The sequence below is a fragment of the Sedimentibacter sp. B4 genome, from assembly GCF_000309315.1.
In the GTDB taxonomy this organism is placed as follows: Bacteria; Bacillota; Clostridia; order Tissierellales; family Sedimentibacteraceae; genus Sedimentibacter; species Sedimentibacter saalensis.
The window spans coordinates 54,289-71,464 of sequence record NZ_CANG01000007.1 but is presented as its reverse complement, the minus strand read 5'-3'; the positions used below and the strand labels follow the sequence as shown (position 1 = coordinate 71,464).

The 17,176-nt window shown below is 39.4% G+C and carries 11 protein-coding genes and 1 pseudogene; all 12 read right to left on the bottom strand.

Annotated elements, in window-relative coordinates:
* Nucleotides 1-19: 19 nt before the first annotated feature.
* A complete protein-coding gene (locus BN358_RS00940) occupies nucleotides 20-733 on the bottom strand; it encodes a gamma-glutamyl-gamma-aminobutyrate hydrolase family protein (protein WP_019227440.1) in 714 nt (237 codons plus the stop codon).
* A gap of 2 nt (nucleotides 734-735) precedes the next feature.
* Nucleotides 736-918, bottom strand: a complete 183-nt coding sequence (locus BN358_RS00935; protein ID WP_019227439.1) for a DpnD/PcfM family protein — start codon at nucleotides 916-918, stop codon at nucleotides 736-738.
* 11 nt (nucleotides 919-929) lie between these two features.
* Nucleotides 930-1,172 (bottom strand): annotated as a pseudogene (locus BN358_RS00930) (HIT family protein); the annotation flags it as partial.
* A 135-nt stretch (nucleotides 1,173-1,307) separates the two neighbouring features.
* On the bottom strand, nucleotides 1,308-3,317 hold the full coding sequence (locus BN358_RS00925) for a DNA/RNA helicase domain-containing protein (RefSeq protein WP_019227437.1): 2,010 nt from the start codon (nucleotides 3,315-3,317) through the stop codon (nucleotides 1,308-1,310).
* Nucleotides 3,317-3,742 (bottom strand): very short patch repair endonuclease, encoded by a 426-nt coding sequence (locus BN358_RS00920; protein ID WP_019227436.1) that lies wholly within the window; start codon nucleotides 3,740-3,742, stop codon nucleotides 3,317-3,319. The genes BN358_RS00925 and BN358_RS00920 overlap by 1 nt, the downstream gene beginning before the upstream one ends.
* Nucleotides 3,743-4,132: 390 nt before the next feature.
* On the bottom strand, nucleotides 4,133-5,980 hold the full coding sequence (drmB, locus tag BN358_RS00915) for a DUF1998 domain-containing protein (protein ID WP_019227435.1): 1,848 nt from the start codon (nucleotides 5,978-5,980) through the stop codon (nucleotides 4,133-4,135).
* Nucleotides 5,981-8,383, bottom strand: a complete 2,403-nt coding sequence (locus tag BN358_RS00910) for a helicase-related protein (protein ID WP_157593208.1) — start codon at nucleotides 8,381-8,383, stop codon at nucleotides 5,981-5,983.
* Complete coding sequence (locus BN358_RS00905) at nucleotides 8,332-9,360, bottom strand: hypothetical protein (RefSeq protein WP_040581829.1); 1,029 nt, start codon at nucleotides 9,358-9,360, stop codon at nucleotides 8,332-8,334. Before BN358_RS00905 ends, BN358_RS00910 begins: the two co-directional genes overlap by 52 nt.
* Nucleotides 9,344-11,098, bottom strand: a complete 1,755-nt coding sequence (locus BN358_RS00900) for an AAA family ATPase (protein ID WP_019227433.1) — start codon at nucleotides 11,096-11,098, stop codon at nucleotides 9,344-9,346. The genes BN358_RS00905 and BN358_RS00900 overlap by 17 nt, the downstream gene beginning before the upstream one ends.
* A gap of 12 nt (nucleotides 11,099-11,110) precedes the next feature.
* Nucleotides 11,111-13,672, bottom strand: a complete 2,562-nt coding sequence (locus tag BN358_RS00895; protein ID WP_019227432.1) for a DrmE family protein — start codon at nucleotides 13,670-13,672, stop codon at nucleotides 11,111-11,113.
* Between the two features lie 26 nt (nucleotides 13,673-13,698).
* Entirely contained in the window at nucleotides 13,699-15,753 is a 2,055-nt protein-coding gene (locus BN358_RS00890; protein WP_019227431.1) for an AIPR family protein, read from the bottom strand.
* Nucleotides 15,746-16,990 carry a DNA cytosine methyltransferase gene (locus tag BN358_RS00885; protein WP_019227430.1) on the bottom strand — a complete coding sequence of 415 codons (1,245 nt, stop codon included), beginning with the start codon at nucleotides 16,988-16,990 and terminating at the stop codon, nucleotides 15,746-15,748. Before BN358_RS00885 ends, BN358_RS00890 begins: the two co-directional genes overlap by 8 nt.
* Between the last annotated feature and the right edge of the window lie 186 nt (nucleotides 16,991-17,176).

The window sequence follows — 17,176 nt, the reverse complement described above, 5'->3', positions numbered from 1 at the left end:
TCCAATCAATAAGTATTCCTTACTTAAACACAGCCTTAACAAATTCCACGAATAGTTTTAAATTATCATCATCAGAATTGAAAATAAATTCCGGATGCCATTGAACAGCCAGCACAAACCTTTTATCCGGCATAAATACGGATTCTATCATACCGTCCTCTGCTTTGGCAGCACATTTCAATTGTTTAGACAACTGCTTAATGCCTTGGTGATGATAGCTGTTAACATCAATTGTTTCTTTCCCAATTATACCATAAAGAATTGTATCTTTTTCAATTTTCACAGAATGAACAAGCTTGTCATACGGCGGTTTTTGCTGGTGCTCAATATTAGATTTTGGTTCTCTTTGAATAATTATATCCTGATAAAGATTTCCACCCAACAAAACATTAAATAATTGCAAGCCGCGGCAAATTCCAAGGGCAGGCTTGTCTAATTCAAGCACATGCTTAAAGAGAACTTCTTCCATCACATCCCTTTCGCGGCATGGCTTCCCGCAATATTCTTCAACAACTTCCCCATACAAGACTGGATCAACATCATGACCGCCCGTAAACAGAAATCCATCAAATATCTCTGCAATTGAAGCAATCATATCTTCATCTGATGTGAGAGGAAGCATGACAGGAATTCCTCCTGCTCTTTCAATCCCTTTCATATATCCAGGCAATATCCAATAGCTTTCTTTTTTTTCATCGTATAACGGTACAATACCTATCATAGGTTTTTTCATTTTCATTCCTCCAATGCATTACATATGAAATTAATCTCACTATCAACAAAATCATCTGCACCCAATAAAATTTCACCACTTCTATACATACTCTTTACTTTATCGAAAGCTTCCTGTTCATTATCCGACTCCACCAATATCTTTCTTTGCAGAGTTTCAGTTATTTCGAATTCAAATATTTTCAATCACAATCCTCCTAATAAATTCTTTTAACAGGAATCACACCTCTCACTCCGCCTCTTGGGTTTTCAATGTCACCCTTGTATCTGGGAATGAGATGAATATGCAGATGCATGACTGTTTGTCCCGCTGCCTCCCCGCAGTTGATTCCTATGTTGTATCCATCTGGATTAAATTCTTTATCCACAATTTTTTTACATTCATCGACTAGTTTCCACAGCTCATCTATGGCGCTATTATTTTCTGATATATCAAAGAAAATTCCATCATTAAATGAACTCATATGTTGCGTCAGATTGATTCGCTTTTGAACTCAATACTCAATTTTTCCAACATCCATACCTCTATTGCTCCTATTTACAAACTCTGGCTACATGTACTTATCTGAATGTTTTCAGAGTTCTGCAATCCCTAAACTCTTTAAATACCGGTAAGTCTTATCATAATATTCGGGTATGCGCGTCAAATCATAATCTACGCCTTCAGGAAGGTAAATTATAAAGCCCTGCCTTGCCCTCGTTAACAAGACTCTGTACGCGTTAACGAGATAGGTGATGTTATTAGCACTTCGTATCGGAGACCAGTTAGGAGGGTTCATACGGGTACTCATCTTATAATATTGCCATTGACCATTTTCAATACGTAAATCGGCATCCCATGCAACAATAGCATAATCCAGCTCAAGGCCTTGCGTTTCAAATTCGCTGGCTACAGCCTCAAGGAAATAGCTTGAACGTATATCGTCTTTTTCATTTAAAAACCATTTTTCCGGTGAAATACTATTTCGATCCCGAGCATAAACGACACCACGTGGTTTTAATCTTGCAGCATTACTGCTAGCAAATAAACCATACCGTTCATTGCCACGTGATTTTTCTTTCACCCAGTTTTTTGCTGTTTCCAGATCCCTTGTAATAAAGATTGGATACTTATCTATGAATTTTTGGAGCACAGCTTTCGCACCATCCAGATCATTGTCAAGCAATTTCTTTACAAAATCAGATACTTTCTCGCTGCGGAATGAGCGCATTGATGTTGATAGGTGAAGATTACCATCTACATGAACATTTAGTCCAGCAGTAAGTTCTTCCCAGGTACGATCGCGAAGATATTCTTTATCATCAATCTGACTTGTAACGTAAACATTCCAGTCAGTAAAACTGCTTCTTAGAGAATCAAACCACTCGGGCATTCCTGCTTCACCACGATTAATTTCCTGACCGCCACCAACAAGGCAAACTATAACTGCCCAGTCAGTATGCCGATTCATAGTACTTATAAGAAACCCAGGTTCGCTGAAATTAAGATCCCGGACAAATTTTTCACTCGGTCTAATTTTGTCGTTTTTTAACATAAATGACGCCATCTCATCATGCGTCCATGCGCGCTGTGATTCATCAAAAACTGCTATCTTTTCTCTTGGTATAATATCATTACCAAAATGATAATTTCTGTAGTGGTAAATCATCTGAATGAAGCTTATAACTTCACGTCTGGCTGTATCTTTACTGATTTTATTGCCATTTTTGGCTTCCTGAACAACTTTGTCACGGACTAATGCCTCCTGTAATACAGTAACCAGCGGATGGTTACCGGATAGGAACACAGCATGTTCATCATCTGAACTGTTATGCAAGTCGCTTGCAAGATTAAGCCCGACGAGTGTTTTGCCAGCTCCGGGGACACCTGTTACAAAAATAATTGATTTCTTCTGCGTCGTCTTACTATCAGATATAATTTGTTTTATTGTTGACGTTGTTAAAGTCAGGTTTTGTGCTCCTGCATCGGTACGCATTATATCTTTTACATTATGGTTTCCATATAGGGCCTGTGCAGCTTCTATTATTGTGGGTGTTGGCATATACTCTGAATTTTCCCACGAAACATAATCTATTTCCGTCGCTTCAAATTGTTCAGAAACAGCATCTATTGCTTTCCATATATTATTACCATTCACACCAAAGGGATGAACGATATTATCTTCGTACAAGTATATATTGTATTCTGACTGTAATGCCTCAGTGGACACAGCAATTGGGACAATAATTCTGCTATGGCTTTCACTATGAAAGTTTTTAAGATCAAGCGCATAATCCAGTACCTGATTATAGGCAGCTTTGGTGAATTCTTCGCTGCCTGTTTTGAACTCCAGTAGGAAGACAATGCCCTTATGTAAGAATACAACGTCTACGCGCTTTCCCATCCTTGGTATTGTATATTCAAACAGGATCCGCCCTTCATCAAAACCCATAAGTTCATTTTTAAGAATAGTAATCTCCATTATCCATGCATCGCGCTGCAGGTCATTTAAGTCGTAGACATTATTCATTACCATTTTAGCTAGAATGTGATCTATTGAATCATTTTCAAAGTCTGATAGATTCGCCGAATAATATGATCTCATTATTTCACCTGCTTCCTTATATCGTCAGTTAATTTCTTCGTTGTGCTTTCAAATCGGTCTTTCCGCAATTCGCATTCCCATATTACAAGGACATTCCACCCACAATCTGTGAGTTTAGAGTATATCTTTTTATCGCGGAAAACATTGCCCTTAATTTTATCCTGCCAGAACTCTACATTACTTTTGAGCCAAACAAAATATTTACAACCGTCATGTTTATGCCAGAAGCAACCGTTAACGAATATGACGGTTTTATACTTTGGCAAAACAATGTCCGGCTTGCCAGGTAAACGATTATCATTCTTTCTGTATCTGAATACCTGTGAAAACAGATACTTGCGAATTTTTTCTTCAGGTTTTGTATTTTTGCTATGTATCATTGACATGTTATAACTACGTATTTTCGTTGAATGTACATCTGCCACAACGTTACCCCATCATTTAATTATTCATTGAAATAGCTCTTCAGCCTTTGCCTGAATATTTTACCAACAGCAGTATTTTCACTGCGGCCAATAGAAAGCCAGATTTTCGGTGATATCGAGAATTCCTGTGTCTTATTACTAAAAAGAAGAATTCACATTCTGCCAGATCTTTTATATTATTTGCAATTATAGCCATAAATTTACATTATTGTTCCAATAGTACCTACACCGAAATATACAGCTGTTCTTTGCTTTATCGGTTTCCCTGGTAAATGTGTCACCTTCATGGAGTTGATTACAGTATCTTCATGATAATGGTACATATTAAACAACTCATTCGAATATATCAACTCGCTGTTTATTTTCTGAGAAGCATAAAAGACATAGTTTTCAATCTTCTATATCGCTGCAGAATCCAATATTGCTATTATCAAGTGTTCCAACAACCAAACCACGATCAAGCAATCTATTACCGCATTCACAGCATGTTTCCGGAAGAAGCGCGCAATTGTGACATGCTGCAAGATTACATGATTCAGGCCCCTGGCCTGCGGACTGTATACAAATCGGATCAGATGAACACCACTTTGCATTTCTTATGGCTGCCAGAATTGTATCTTCAAGTCTACCTTTTTCGCCCTGTCTGACCAGCCCACCAAGCGAACCCTCAGAATCACCGGAAGCTGTGTATATTAAAACACCACTCATTTTGCTGTTATCAGTGCATTTTTCACAGTAAATACGTTCCTTTATTGACGAACTACCATAACCACATTCATAGCTCAGCTGATTAATTATCAGATGCGCAAATGTATGTAAAAGAACATATTCTGCACGAAGATTTCCAGGTTCTAATTTTCCGAAGAATGAGTTCTGATATGAACTGTTCAATTTGCTGATTCTTGAAACAACATCCGGATTACGGGTCCACTCGGATAGCACTTCGGAATTAAACTCAAAGAAAATTCCTTCACCATAAACTTCAATGGCAGGAAGCCAGTCGCCACTTCCTATTCGTAGCATATCCTTTTTCTGTCTCAGATCATTTGTAGCATTCGGCTCCAGACGTGAAAAACCGACAAACGCACGTGTTTCTCTAAGTTTTTTCACGAGTGAGATACTTTTAAAGTATGGCTGTATACTCGGATGATAATTATCAATCTGGTAATTAACTGAGTGAAAATCCAGTGCATCGCTTCCGCTGGATTTTATAAGCATTTTATATTCTGCTATACGGTAATCATCCTCAGTCATTGCCTCAGTAACTTCTGGGAGACCTTCCATATTGCTGATTTTATTTACAACAGCGTTATAGAGCTCATCAGCATTTACGTTGAAGGTTTCAGCAAAAATAGACACCATCGCACGGTCAACTTCCCCGTTAACACGATGATTTGCAATAGTCTTAAAACAGCCATTGACTGCAGCAACTATTCTTCTGGAAGTCGTTTCATCATCCGCAGGAATGTAGATGGAGCTTTTCGTGTCTGCAAACCAGACATTACTCGCGCCACGCTGTAAAACTTTAATTTTTTCAGTATCGCATGTGCATGGGTTATCTTTGTCCTCTGATATTCCCAGCCACGGTTTAGTTCCTCTACAGGTATAGCCTATTCTTTTTAATGCACCAGGACGAACGGCACTGGCAATGGACCTGCTGGCACCACAGGAACATTCGTAACGAACACCAGTAAGTGCTGCTGACGTACCACCAGTACTTCTGCGTATTCTGCATGTCTCAGGATCATAGTTGTGACCGGAATCATAATGTACCCATTCAGCAATCGGAAAATCATCAATATGGCCATCTGGACATACAACAACAAATCTCTCAGGAATTAGCTTGTGCTTATATTTCTTGTTTGGGTCACATTTTCTTCCGTTTTCCCATTGATATGCATCGCATACAGACTGTTTTGTAAAGTAGCCTACTTTCTGCATTCCTCCGCAAAACGGACAGTAATGCCATCTTGGAAATCTGACAGCAGGAATGGTCATATTGCAATTCTGCGGATCAGCGCTCCTGTCACGAAAATCTGGCGGCCAACGCAATTCCTTTACACCGAGTCTCTTTTGAAGGCGTTCATCTTTAATAATAAACGGTTCAGTCGAACTGTAGCGCCACATATCAAGGCCGGCAATCATAAGTGACTCATCATTTGGAAACGGAACAATGGAGCCAACGCCCCACGGACTGATTAAAGCACTTCTGCGCATAGGTTTTTGTGAAAATGTCATTTATTCATCCTCCTCATGGTATCCGCTTTCGATCACTCGTGCCTCACATGAAGCATCAACACTTCTCATGGATGTCAAAGTCGGAAAGCCCCGTTCCTGACCCCAAGCTTCATTTCTCATCGTCCCTGCTGGAAACATAAGCGGTAATTCTTCTCCAGATGTGAAATCCTGATATTTCTGCGGCTCTTCAAGTTTCCATTTTTCGAGAATTGCATCAATGTGCGCCATCGTCTTGTCAAGTTCTTCAGGATCAATGTCACTAATACGCTCAGAAATAACCTTTTTGATTTTACGCAAAGTTGCAGCATCCGGAACAGATGGTGGATTATTATTCAGCGCTTTGTCACCCTCGAGCCGCATAATACCGATAATCAGCGCATGCAAAGCTCTTTCACGTAACGGAGCAGAAAAAGGTGTTACACTAGTTGGTTCAACATTGCAATATACACGTGAATGGTACGGTATAAAATGTTCGTAGTAGGACTTATCACGCGGTTTGCCTGGGTTATAGATAGTAAATACAAGTCCGGGAGCATCACTGCTTCTTCCGACGCGGCTCGTTGCCTGAATATACTCAGATGTTGTTTTAGGCTGACCGGATACCGTCATAAGGCCAAGTCTTGGAACATCGACGCCAACAGAAATCATATTTGTTGCAAGGCAAATGTCGACAGGCCTCTTTTCATTATCCGCTGTCGGATATTTAATATTCAAGTTCTGAAGGGAAACTGGTATTTTATCACTTCTTATACGGCTTGTAAGCTCTTCATCACGCCAGATATAACGACGCTTTTCTTTATAACCTTCTACACGATCCTCATAACGGCGCTTGTAAATAACATGCAGATATTCATCTATATCTGCCCGTATCCAGGTTTCAGTTTGTCCCAGTTCTCTGATACTGTTAAAGTAACCAACATTTGTCCAGTAAGCATCCCTCTCAAATTCATTATCAACCGTTATGGCTTTTCCTGCATACAATAAAGCTGCATACAATCTTATAGTTGTCGTTGCAATAGAAGATGATCCTGACGCAAGAATACCTACATACTTACGTCCATTAGAGGCTTTGTTCTCAACCGCAAAAAATGAATCGCCTGCATCAAGACCAGACGGCGGGAACTGTCTTACTTTATCCTTTCCGCATCCATAAAGCGCATGACATTGTTCAGCGGCACGACTGATAGTTGCAGTAGATGCTATTACTTTAGGCTGAATTCTGTTTGCTCCATCATTATAAGAACAAAGTTCATGGATCATGGTTTCATAATGGCCAACCATAGAACCAAGCGGACCAGAAATAAGGTGCAACTCATCCTGAATTATTAAGTCCGGTGCGGTAACTCGCTGGCCATCATGAATTCCAAAAATTGTCTGGGCCTCTGGTCTGTATGGCAGCATTGCAAATTTATCTACTGTACCAAGGAGCAAGGTGGGAGTTTTGCTGTAAATATCATCGTCAACCACATAGAGAGGTAGTTCAAATCCATCCCTGGAGAAAGTGCAATTATGCGCATTATTTCTGCACTGGAAAATAAGATATTCCTTCCTTCCTCTCTTTACACAGCGGTATCCCGGCGTTTCTCTTGTACGTCCTTTATTTACGACACCCATCTGTGCACCGCACCACGGGCATTTTAACACGACAAATGGATTCACATCGCTTGTACCGTTATATAATTTTTTATAATCTTTAAGTGCATCATGCATGCTATTTGGAGATGTTTCTCCTCCTACCCAAAGACCTATAGAAATTCTTTCGGTTCCAAATACGGTTTCATTCTCTTTTCTTATTGTCTCACATGCGCATATCATTGAAGATGCGCGTTCATACTGCTGGGATGTCAACAGGCGAAGTGTATATCTCATCAGTATGGTAGTTCCAGAATTATCCTTGTTAATGAGTCTTCTGATGAAAATAGTATACGCAGACAAACCAAGATAGGCTTCAGTTTTTCCCCCGCCTGTCGGGAACCATATAAGATCTACAATAGACCGCTCGCTACATGTATTTTGAAGCATTGAACGGAGGTTAATCAGAACAAAAGCCAGCTGGAAAGGACGCCACTTTCCGTATCTGTCTTTATTGCCAAACCAGGTGTCTTTATTTTTAATATCAGGCAATACCTCGACTGCATTTTGAAGAACAAGTTGATCATTTTCAGCCACAGTCCAGCTTTGAAGCGGGAGATTATAATGCAGCTGCTGAAGCAGCATCGCCCTGTTCATCATCTGGAATGCTTGTAATACTTTTTCGTTACTGTTGAGCAATTCAACGCCATCCCTCATACGTTTCAGGCATTCCTGGCAATTAGCTATATGACGAGCAGCAGTACCATGATCTGATACAGTCACAGCCATCTGCGATAGTTTATTGACCCAGGCGTCATAGTTATCGCACAATAGTGTGAGCTCCGAAATGATGTCTTCTTTTTACCATAGTCAGACATCCGATACATTTCGAGCACGACGCCATCTATACTATTAGGAACAATCGGTTTTATCTCGTATACAGGAAAGATAGAAGTGCTGATTTGTGTAACCGGATGCTGCATCTCATCCCATGCTGCAGCACATCCGTGACCAATGGCATAGGTTTTAACATCCCTGTACAACATCTGATTTGAAAGATAATCATTGTCGTTAATATTGAGTTTTTCGTTATCGGGCATAGGAGCAAAACCGGCATTTGATTTCAGTGTAAACTCCACCTGAAAATAACAATCTTCATCACGCAAATGACCAGAATTGTTTACTATTGAATTTTCAAGAGTAAATGTATAAACAGTGTAGTTATCGCGCTCATATCTATATGTGACATGAAATCTAAGATTAGTTTCATGTTCATCATTTGTAACTTTAAGTACAGGAACTGAATGATTTATATCTGGTAAAGGCAGCGAATCATCTCCATTGTTCCAGTTTATTTTCTTCCTTGGATATATTACCCTTTCTACTCCGGTTTCTTCATTCCGCTCTTTTACTGTTATATATGCACCTGCTGATACTGAAACAGAAACAGCATCATCATTCCTGACTGCAACAGTAAGACTTATTGCTGATTGCTGATAAGCGTTTGAAAGATTCATTAGTTCCTCAGCGTCCTGCAGATATTCACCGACTCCACCGAAATGCTCATCGTGTGCAGCATCTTCTTCGGAGGATTCCTGTTCAACTCTTTCTGGTTCATATTCCTCTATTATGTGCTCACTTTTTACGTTTTGAGGGAAAAGTATTCCAGCAGCATATCTGATTCGCGGCGGATCGGAAGACAATATCTCTTCACCATTCTCCTGTATTAAGCCTGGCAGATTTATCGGATCCGGCCCGAAAAATTCCCGTTTTACAATTTCGATTATTTGTTCACGCCTTGTATCCATTTTCGAGCCTCCTAAGCTGAAGTTTTATATATTCGTTTCTGGCTTCATCCGACTCGAGGATGTATAGACCTGATCGTGCTCTGCTCAGGGCAATATACATCAGCTTCTTATCAGCAATGGATTTTATATCCGTAAGAATAACTACAGAATTCTCCAATCCCTTAAAAGCCTGAATCGTACAGAACGACAGTTTGTTATTACTGTAAGTCTTATAGTCTTTTATCTCATATTTATCCACAGCCGAAACAACAGAGTTTTCACGTTTTACTGGGGACAGAATACTGATCTTCTTTGGCGAAATATGATTATCTAGCAAGGAAGCAATAATACCGGTCAATTTTTCTTTCTGCTCATCATCATCAGAATACGTCATATACTCAACAGGCATTCCGTCTACTTTTGACCAAACTTCTGATGGAGCTTCAAAACCTGTGACAGTTGTAATTTCTTCACAAATTGCTTTTGTGTTACGGCAATTTACGGTAAGCTTAAATCTTATAAACGATGTTCTGTCTTCAAGCATATTTTTCAGATCCTCACCCGTTTTAGAGGAACTGTAAATTGCCTGTTGGGAAAAATCACCCAGCATTGTACATCTACCACGTGAAAGTCCGCCCTGGAGGCAAGCATCAAAAACATCCAGATATTTCTCTGTGACAAGATCCTGTGCTTCATCAACTATGATCTTATCAAACTTTTCACGTAGTTCTATAAGAGCCTGTCTCGCGTAAAGTGGAATGTCATCTGTATAAAATGACTCCTGCCCATACTCTTCTTCAGGAAAGTTCAACCGCATGCCTTTTCTTTTTATCATCCTTATCATAAATCTGTGGAAAGTACCGGCATACTTCGGCTTTAAATTTGATGGTGCATCTTCAAAGTATTTTTCAAACCAGTCTCCAAGATTTTTGTTGTAGCAAAACAATGCGACTTTTTGTCCGGAGGCTGCAGCTTTCTTAGCTTCTTCAACCGCAATCAATGTTTTGCCAGTTCCTGCGCCACCTTGAATAAGGCACCTTTTATTATCATCCAGCTGATCGATACAACGATATTGTTCATTTGTTAACCGGATGAGTTCTTCCTCTGAATACCTTATCTGGACGCTCATTGCAACAGCCTTATCAAAATCTCCACGCAGCAATGCTGCAATATATCTGATATCGTCTTCCGAAGGCAGACGCTCAACCGGAACCTTATAACCATACAATTCTTCCCAGCGTTGACTTGAACCTATGAACAATCTGTTTATATATTCTCCGACGCTTTTTCCGTCATTACAGTCAAACACCTGCCATTGAGACTCATCACAGCCAACAGTACCATATTCAACATCCGGAAACATAACACCAATACCAAAAAACACGGTTTCCAGATAACGATGATTGCCGTCAAGCTTCGACTTTATATCTCCAATTATGCTGAAGATACCATCCCACGCCTGATCAAACGGTCCACGCTCTTTGGTAGACACATTTCCGTACTTATTCGTAAAAGACCAGATGCCGTCGTTTCTGCGTACTCGTCCTCCTTTTACCTCAAGAGCAAAAAGTCCTTTATAAGGCACAAGCACGAAAAAGTCAGTTTCTCCGTGGAGAACTTTATTATGATTTGATATTCCAAGCGAATGCAAGACAATCCAGTCTTCAGTTGTCGGGTCATCTCTGAACCATTCAAAAATACGCTTTTCAGCTACACTTTTTATTTCAGGGGAGATTACTGAGGGTATCATCTTTGCCATAATTATTCTCCTTTATTCGGTCAGCAACCTATTTGTATTTCCGGTTTCAATTGGAACCATCTGCCCAATATCTATCACTTTCAGTATTTTCACATTTCCTATATCTTCAAGTTGAAGTGTTATTGGATCCCAGATATTAAAGGGATCCAGTTCATCCATTTCCAGAAGCTTTTCGGCAATTTTATTTTTAAGCCTTTCTGAAAGAAGCCTTCCGGCTTTGGTATGTGCGACTCTTACCTCTCGGCCAGCAGCATAAATCAGCTCGATTTTTTCAAGCAATACCTCATCGTTTGTCGCTGCAGCAATATTCAACAGATCTTCCTGATCCTGTGGGATGATCAGCTCGTCATTTGTGAGCCAGTTTTTCACAGTCATAAAGTCCTTCTTGCAGCCGACATCTTTCAACTTATGATATATTTCATCATTTGTTGAAAAAAGCGATTCAACTTCTAGGGATTCTTTCCACTTGTGTGAAATATCTTTCAGACTGGATTTGCCTTCTTTGCTCAAAATATTGTCTGCAAGGTCCCTGATAATATCTCGTTGCGCTTCTCTGATGACAACAAAATCACCTACAGAAAGAGCTTCAGCAAACTTTGAACGTATCTTATTACATGTTTGCTGAATAATGTCAGTTACAGTGACTACCTTATGCCCGCTGCGGTAGAAAGCCAGCAGCCCGCCAACAAAACTCACAGGGTATGCATCTGTAATCTCTGACGCACCACTTCCGGAAGAACTATACCGGTGATATTTATTTGTCAGAATCAGTTGTTCAATATCCGCAAGTTCGTCAGTTGTATTATCTGCAACCTTTTGTATATCATCATGATGTTCAAATGCAGCAGCGCTTATCTCCCGCTTACTGTGGCTGAAAGATTTTTTGACTATGTTAGCATTGTTTGAACTATCAAGTTTTTTGCGCCAAGTCCTTATGTGTGATTTCTTCCAGCGTTCCTCATACTGATAAGTCAGTACAATATATTCATTTGAATCAAAATGGTAGATAACATTCCGCATAATTCTGTTACTAAGCCACCCGACAACTATCGTTGCATCGAAGCTTTGATCTGATATGCCTTGGTATTCTTGGGGATACATAACAGCTATCTTAGTACTGCACTTATTACTTTCACCCCAGTCTGTCCAATACTTTCTATACGCAGATTTATCCTGTCTGTCTGATATAACAATACAAACAGAATCATAATTCTGAGTCTTAAGAAGTTCTATCATAGCCAGATATTTTTTGTTTTTATAATCACTGCTCAAAGCTATCTGCAGATTGATAATTACTAGGGTAATATCGTCGTAGAGATCCTTTGATATATATTTCCTTTCCTTTTCAAGTTTTTCACTGCAATCCGTCAGAATTTCAGAAAAACGTATATCGTCAGCATCTTCTGTAGGGACAACATTTCTTAGTACTATAAAGACGAGAGAAAAGAGCTTTTCAAATGTTGAAATCAAAGAAGATGACTGTTCTTCTATTTCAGCCTTGTGTTTATACATCAGCTGCATCGCTTCGCTTGCTTCAGGTCCATCCACGCTAAGATATTTGATTTTCTGACATGCACAGTTTTTTACTCTGGTATTGGCATGATCCTGATTATTTTCGAAATAAAGGCTGTCTGTTATGCTGTCCCTGTCCCAACGCCACTCGTTATATCCGCGGTCAATAAGAGGCTCATTATCAAATGAGTTCGCAGTATCAGTAATGCATACAATTGGAAAGTCATATTGCACCAGAACGTCAAATGCATCAAGCTGTTTTTCGATAGCGTTTGGCTGTGAAGTATCAATTATAACAGACTGTATCTTAACACCCATCACAACTGCATTAATAACAGAATATAAATCTGATGCAACTATGATTGCTGGGCTTCCAGACATCTGACCTGAACTTAGATTGGAAATATCACCATTGCCATTTGCATGCGCAAGAAATAATATATCCGATATTTTTTTGCCATCAAGTGTGGCATTTACAAGAAACTCTTTTGTCTCCTTTATTTCAGAAACATAAAAGATAGTACTGTCCAGATGAGTTTTGTGGTCTTCCAGTTTTTTAAGTGTCTCATTTTGACTACTTTCTGCTAGCGCTTTTGCTTTATAATATGCACTGTACGTTGATAAGCGTTTTGATTTCACTACCTGAAAGAACGGTGCTTTTGAAATCGGTACTCCAACACGCGTTCCGTCCTTTACCTTAAAATGAATACGTTCTGTATTATCACACTCATTCAATCCACACTCGTCAAATTCAACGATACAATTCATATACTTAAGCTTTTGGCCACGTTCAAAACGATAAGGGTCATAAAGCATCTTGATCTTCCCAGCAGTAATGTTGTATATTACTGTTGCCATTAGAAATTCATGGGAGAACCGTGCAATATCAGGGAATACAAATATATTCTTCTTGCTTTGGGAGGCAATCATATCTTCAAGCATAAGAATGCTTGCCTTCACTACAGGAGACAAAACTGTCTCAGTATTGCCAAATCCCAGAGATATCCCGTCAAGTTCTGTTTGACTCGAAATAACAAGATTAATATATTCTTTCCACTCCATACGCATTGCCTCCTATGACGTACCCCTTATTCGGTTTTAAATCCCTTTATTACTGCCTCATCATAAACTTTTAATGCCTGAACAGATTGTTTATATGATGGTTTCTTGCCACGTGCAACCAACTGCCCCACTGAAAAGATGATACTTCTTTGCCATCCCTGGAAGTTGTTGGTTTCCTTTGCCCATTTAGATAATGCATACCATGTGCTGGCAGGTACATCTGCTGCACGGCTAATAAGTTCATTTTCCTCTGCTGATACTACATTGAACGAAGATGTTGATGCTGCGGAAGATGATGATATTACCAGTTCTGAATGTGAAACGTCGATCAGTTCATCATTTAATGCATCTGTAATCGTATAATCATAGGCCTTAATGGCATTCCAGCACTGTTGTTTTTTACACCATTCTCCGACATTGGCTCCTTTTGGAGGATTCACTATAAGGTTGTGTACAATCTTTGACACTTTGATAATATTTTCTTCAAGTGCAGGAGTGAGGCTCTGCTCCTTCCATATGCGGTCAAGATCGATTCTTTGAGCGGTAGCATAAGAAAGATATGCCAGAGTATAAGTTACAATGTTTGCCCTATATCCGCCATATTGCTGTTGCTGTATAAGTTTTTCTGTACGTCTGAACAGAATCGCTTTAGCTACCAAACGTTCATAATATTTCCCGTCAGGGATGAAAGAGCCTCTTTCACTGAGTCTTACAGTATACTTTTTAAAGTTCTTCTGAGCGCCCTCGCTCACCTGATAAGGTAACTGGTCCCAAGTGTTTTCATATTTTGCAAGATCGGTTTTCGTAAACAGCGGATGGGTTTCTTTAAACGCTTTTCGGCGTAAAGTTGTGGATTCTTTTGAAAGCATATCTGAATACTGTCCGCGTGCACGTTCATAAAACCAGTTTTGAGATTTCATCCCTCCCTGAGCAGGCGCCCAAGTAATACGTGAAAGTTCCTCGATCTTTCGATGGAATAGATCATTCGCTGAAAAATCTGCCATCTGGATTTTGTTCTGAGTGTTAGCAAAGGCAGAAATCTTCGGAACTATCTCATCCATGTCTTCAGACGTATCAATTACAGACAATTTCATCTGAACAAAAACTTTGGTTAGATCTGCATTGATTTTCTTGTCTTTTCTTGCATTGTATATAGAGGCCGTAGTCTGTCCGCCATTAACAATCTGCATATCACGGATCTTGCGAATTGACGGCTTCCCGTTGTCGTCACGAACAATGTCAATGCTTTCTGCTGTGACAGAAATTCCATTATTATATGCAAGAAACATGTCCGGCTCGTCGTGTAATGTGTCACGGATGCCTTTATTGACTGCACCTTTAACCTGAAGAAATGAACGAACATTTCGTTCAAACAATCTTGGTCCATGTTCTTCGTAAATCTGTGCAAGAAGATCCCCGTTTATAATCGCAAGATATACGCTATACTTATCAGAAGTTTTATTCTCTATGCACGGTATAGTTGTTCCGTAATCTGATTCAAAATCTATTTCAATGGTTTCTCTCATTTTTCCGGACGTAGTACAACGGTAAAGCCTGTCCATGTCCCAAATAGAGAATGAAACTTCCACACCATTCAAGTCGAGATTGTTAAATGCAATTGCCTTAACAGTACTATTTGTAAGAGCAACAATTCTTACTTTCTTTATATCCTCCCGATGGTTATGCAGTGAAATTGCAAATTCATAGGTATCACTGTCTTTTTCAAAAGAAACATAGAGATCATTTGTTGCTTTTCTATACAGTTGTATTGCACGTTTGATGGCTGCATCTACTTCTGTTCTCGAAATTGACTGAATGGAATTGGACTCATGATAAATGCTAACAAAAATATCAATGTTATCATATTCTTCGGATATGCTATATGCATTAAGCTGCAATCCATAGCCTCTGAAAGGACAAATTACAGGATCTTCGATTTCAGCCGCGTCCTCAAGATACTCAAGCATAACGGCTGTGAAAAAATCCTGTCCTTCCCATCCATAAGTTTCAGAGTCTTTTGCCATGCTGATTTCTTCGTTAAAGGATGAATAAAATTCATTCATTGAAATATTGTTACTCATTTTTATTCTCCAACTGTTTTTTTAGCTCAAGCGCAATTCCTTTTGCCATCAATGGAGGTACCGCATTTCCGATCTGTGTAAAAGCCGCTGTTCTTGATCCTTCGAAATAAAAATTATCTGGGAACGATTGTATTCTGGCTGCTTCTCTGACAGTTATTGAACGAGCCTGGTTAATATCTGGATGGATAAAATAGTGCCCGTCTTTTGATATATGAGCCATCATCGTATGACATGTTGGCAGATCAGAGGCAACTACCTTAAACCGATCTAGAAAAGCAGTTCTGTTTTTATGTGTACATAGCTCGTTGGGTAATTCTGTATATTTTATGCGGCGCTTTTCGGTATCCCACGTATTGATAACCGTTTTATATATACTTCTGTCACGTTCAATATTTGGTCTGGAAACATGCCATGTCAGGATGTCATCTTCTTTGCGTATTCCTGTTTCAGTCAGATACTCATTATAATCCTCTATACCATAGTTATTGTTTTCTTCACCAGACTGAATACACGGAAGGTCATCAAGAATATCTTTCACAACATGACTGGAGGATTTTTCTTCAAATTCAGGGTAATGCATGTCTGAGCCTTTAAGCCAGCCAATCAAAATTACCCGTTGACGGCTTTGAAGTACATCAAAGTTTTTAGCATTCAAAATCTGAAAATTCAGGTTATAACCAGCATCACTAAATGACATTCGCATATCTTCAAAGTATTGTCCCTTATTAGCAGTCAAAAGCCCGGGAACATTTTCAAACACGAACATCTTAGGTTTATATTTGTTAAGCACCTGTATATATAATTTATACAGATAATTACGCTGATCATTTTTCATATTCTCGCCCTTAACTGCACGTCCAACCAGAGAATATGCCTGACATGGAGGTCCTCCTACTATCAGATCTATCGAGTCAACTTCTTGTTGACTCATAAGTACGGAGATTTTGTTGAACAAAGCCGGCATGCCTTCAGCGCTCATTGTCTCATTAATAACAGTATCTAGTATTTTTTTCGGCACGCTGGTATAAAGCTCATCTCTGCTGATAAGCCCCTTAAGATATTTGTTATATAAATCTTCTTTGTCGGCATCCTTGAGATAGTAATAACAAGCCCTAGTTTTCAATGTCATGCACGCATCTGCGTTCATCTCAACGTGGGCTACAGGACGATATCCGGAAGCTGTAAATCCTTCCGATAACCCTCCTGCACCGGCAAATAAATCAATATAGTTAATCATAGCAGTTCAAATGTTCCTTTCTTACAAGAGGCAATCCTCCTTTATTTTTGGATATTACTCCTGCGTCGCATTAGGGATATTTTCCATGATGTCATCATAACCGCGTCCAATGCAGTACAAATCTACGTAAGATTTCAGTAGTATTATCTTCATCATAGTGCGTTAATCTTGCTGCAGTCTGCATGT

Coding starts and splice junctions, on each gene's coding strand:
- BN358_RS00895 (WP_019227432.1), bottom strand. CDS start 13,672: ATGGAGTGGAAAGAATATATTAATCTTGTTATTTCGAGTCAAACAGAA.
- BN358_RS00890 (WP_019227431.1), bottom strand. CDS start 15,753: ATGAGTAACAATATTTCAATGAATGAATTTTATTCATCCTTTAACGAA.
- drmB (WP_019227435.1), bottom strand. CDS start 5,980: ATGACATTTTCACAAAAACCTATGCGCAGAAGTGCTTTAATCAGTCCG.
- BN358_RS00885 (WP_019227430.1), bottom strand. CDS start 16,990: ATGATTAACTATATTGATTTATTTGCCGGTGCAGGAGGGTTATCGGAA.
- BN358_RS00925 (WP_019227437.1), bottom strand. CDS start 3,317: ATGAGATCATATTATTCGGCGAATCTATCAGACTTTGAAAATGATTCA.
- BN358_RS00900 (WP_019227433.1), bottom strand. CDS start 11,098: ATGGCAAAGATGATACCCTCAGTAATCTCCCCTGAAATAAAAAGTGTA.
- BN358_RS00940 (WP_019227440.1), bottom strand. CDS start 733: ATGAAAAAACCTATGATAGGTATTGTACCGTTATACGATGAAAAAAAA.
- BN358_RS00905 (WP_040581829.1), bottom strand. CDS start 9,360: ATGGATACAAGGCGTGAACAAATAATCGAAATTGTAAAACGGGAATTT.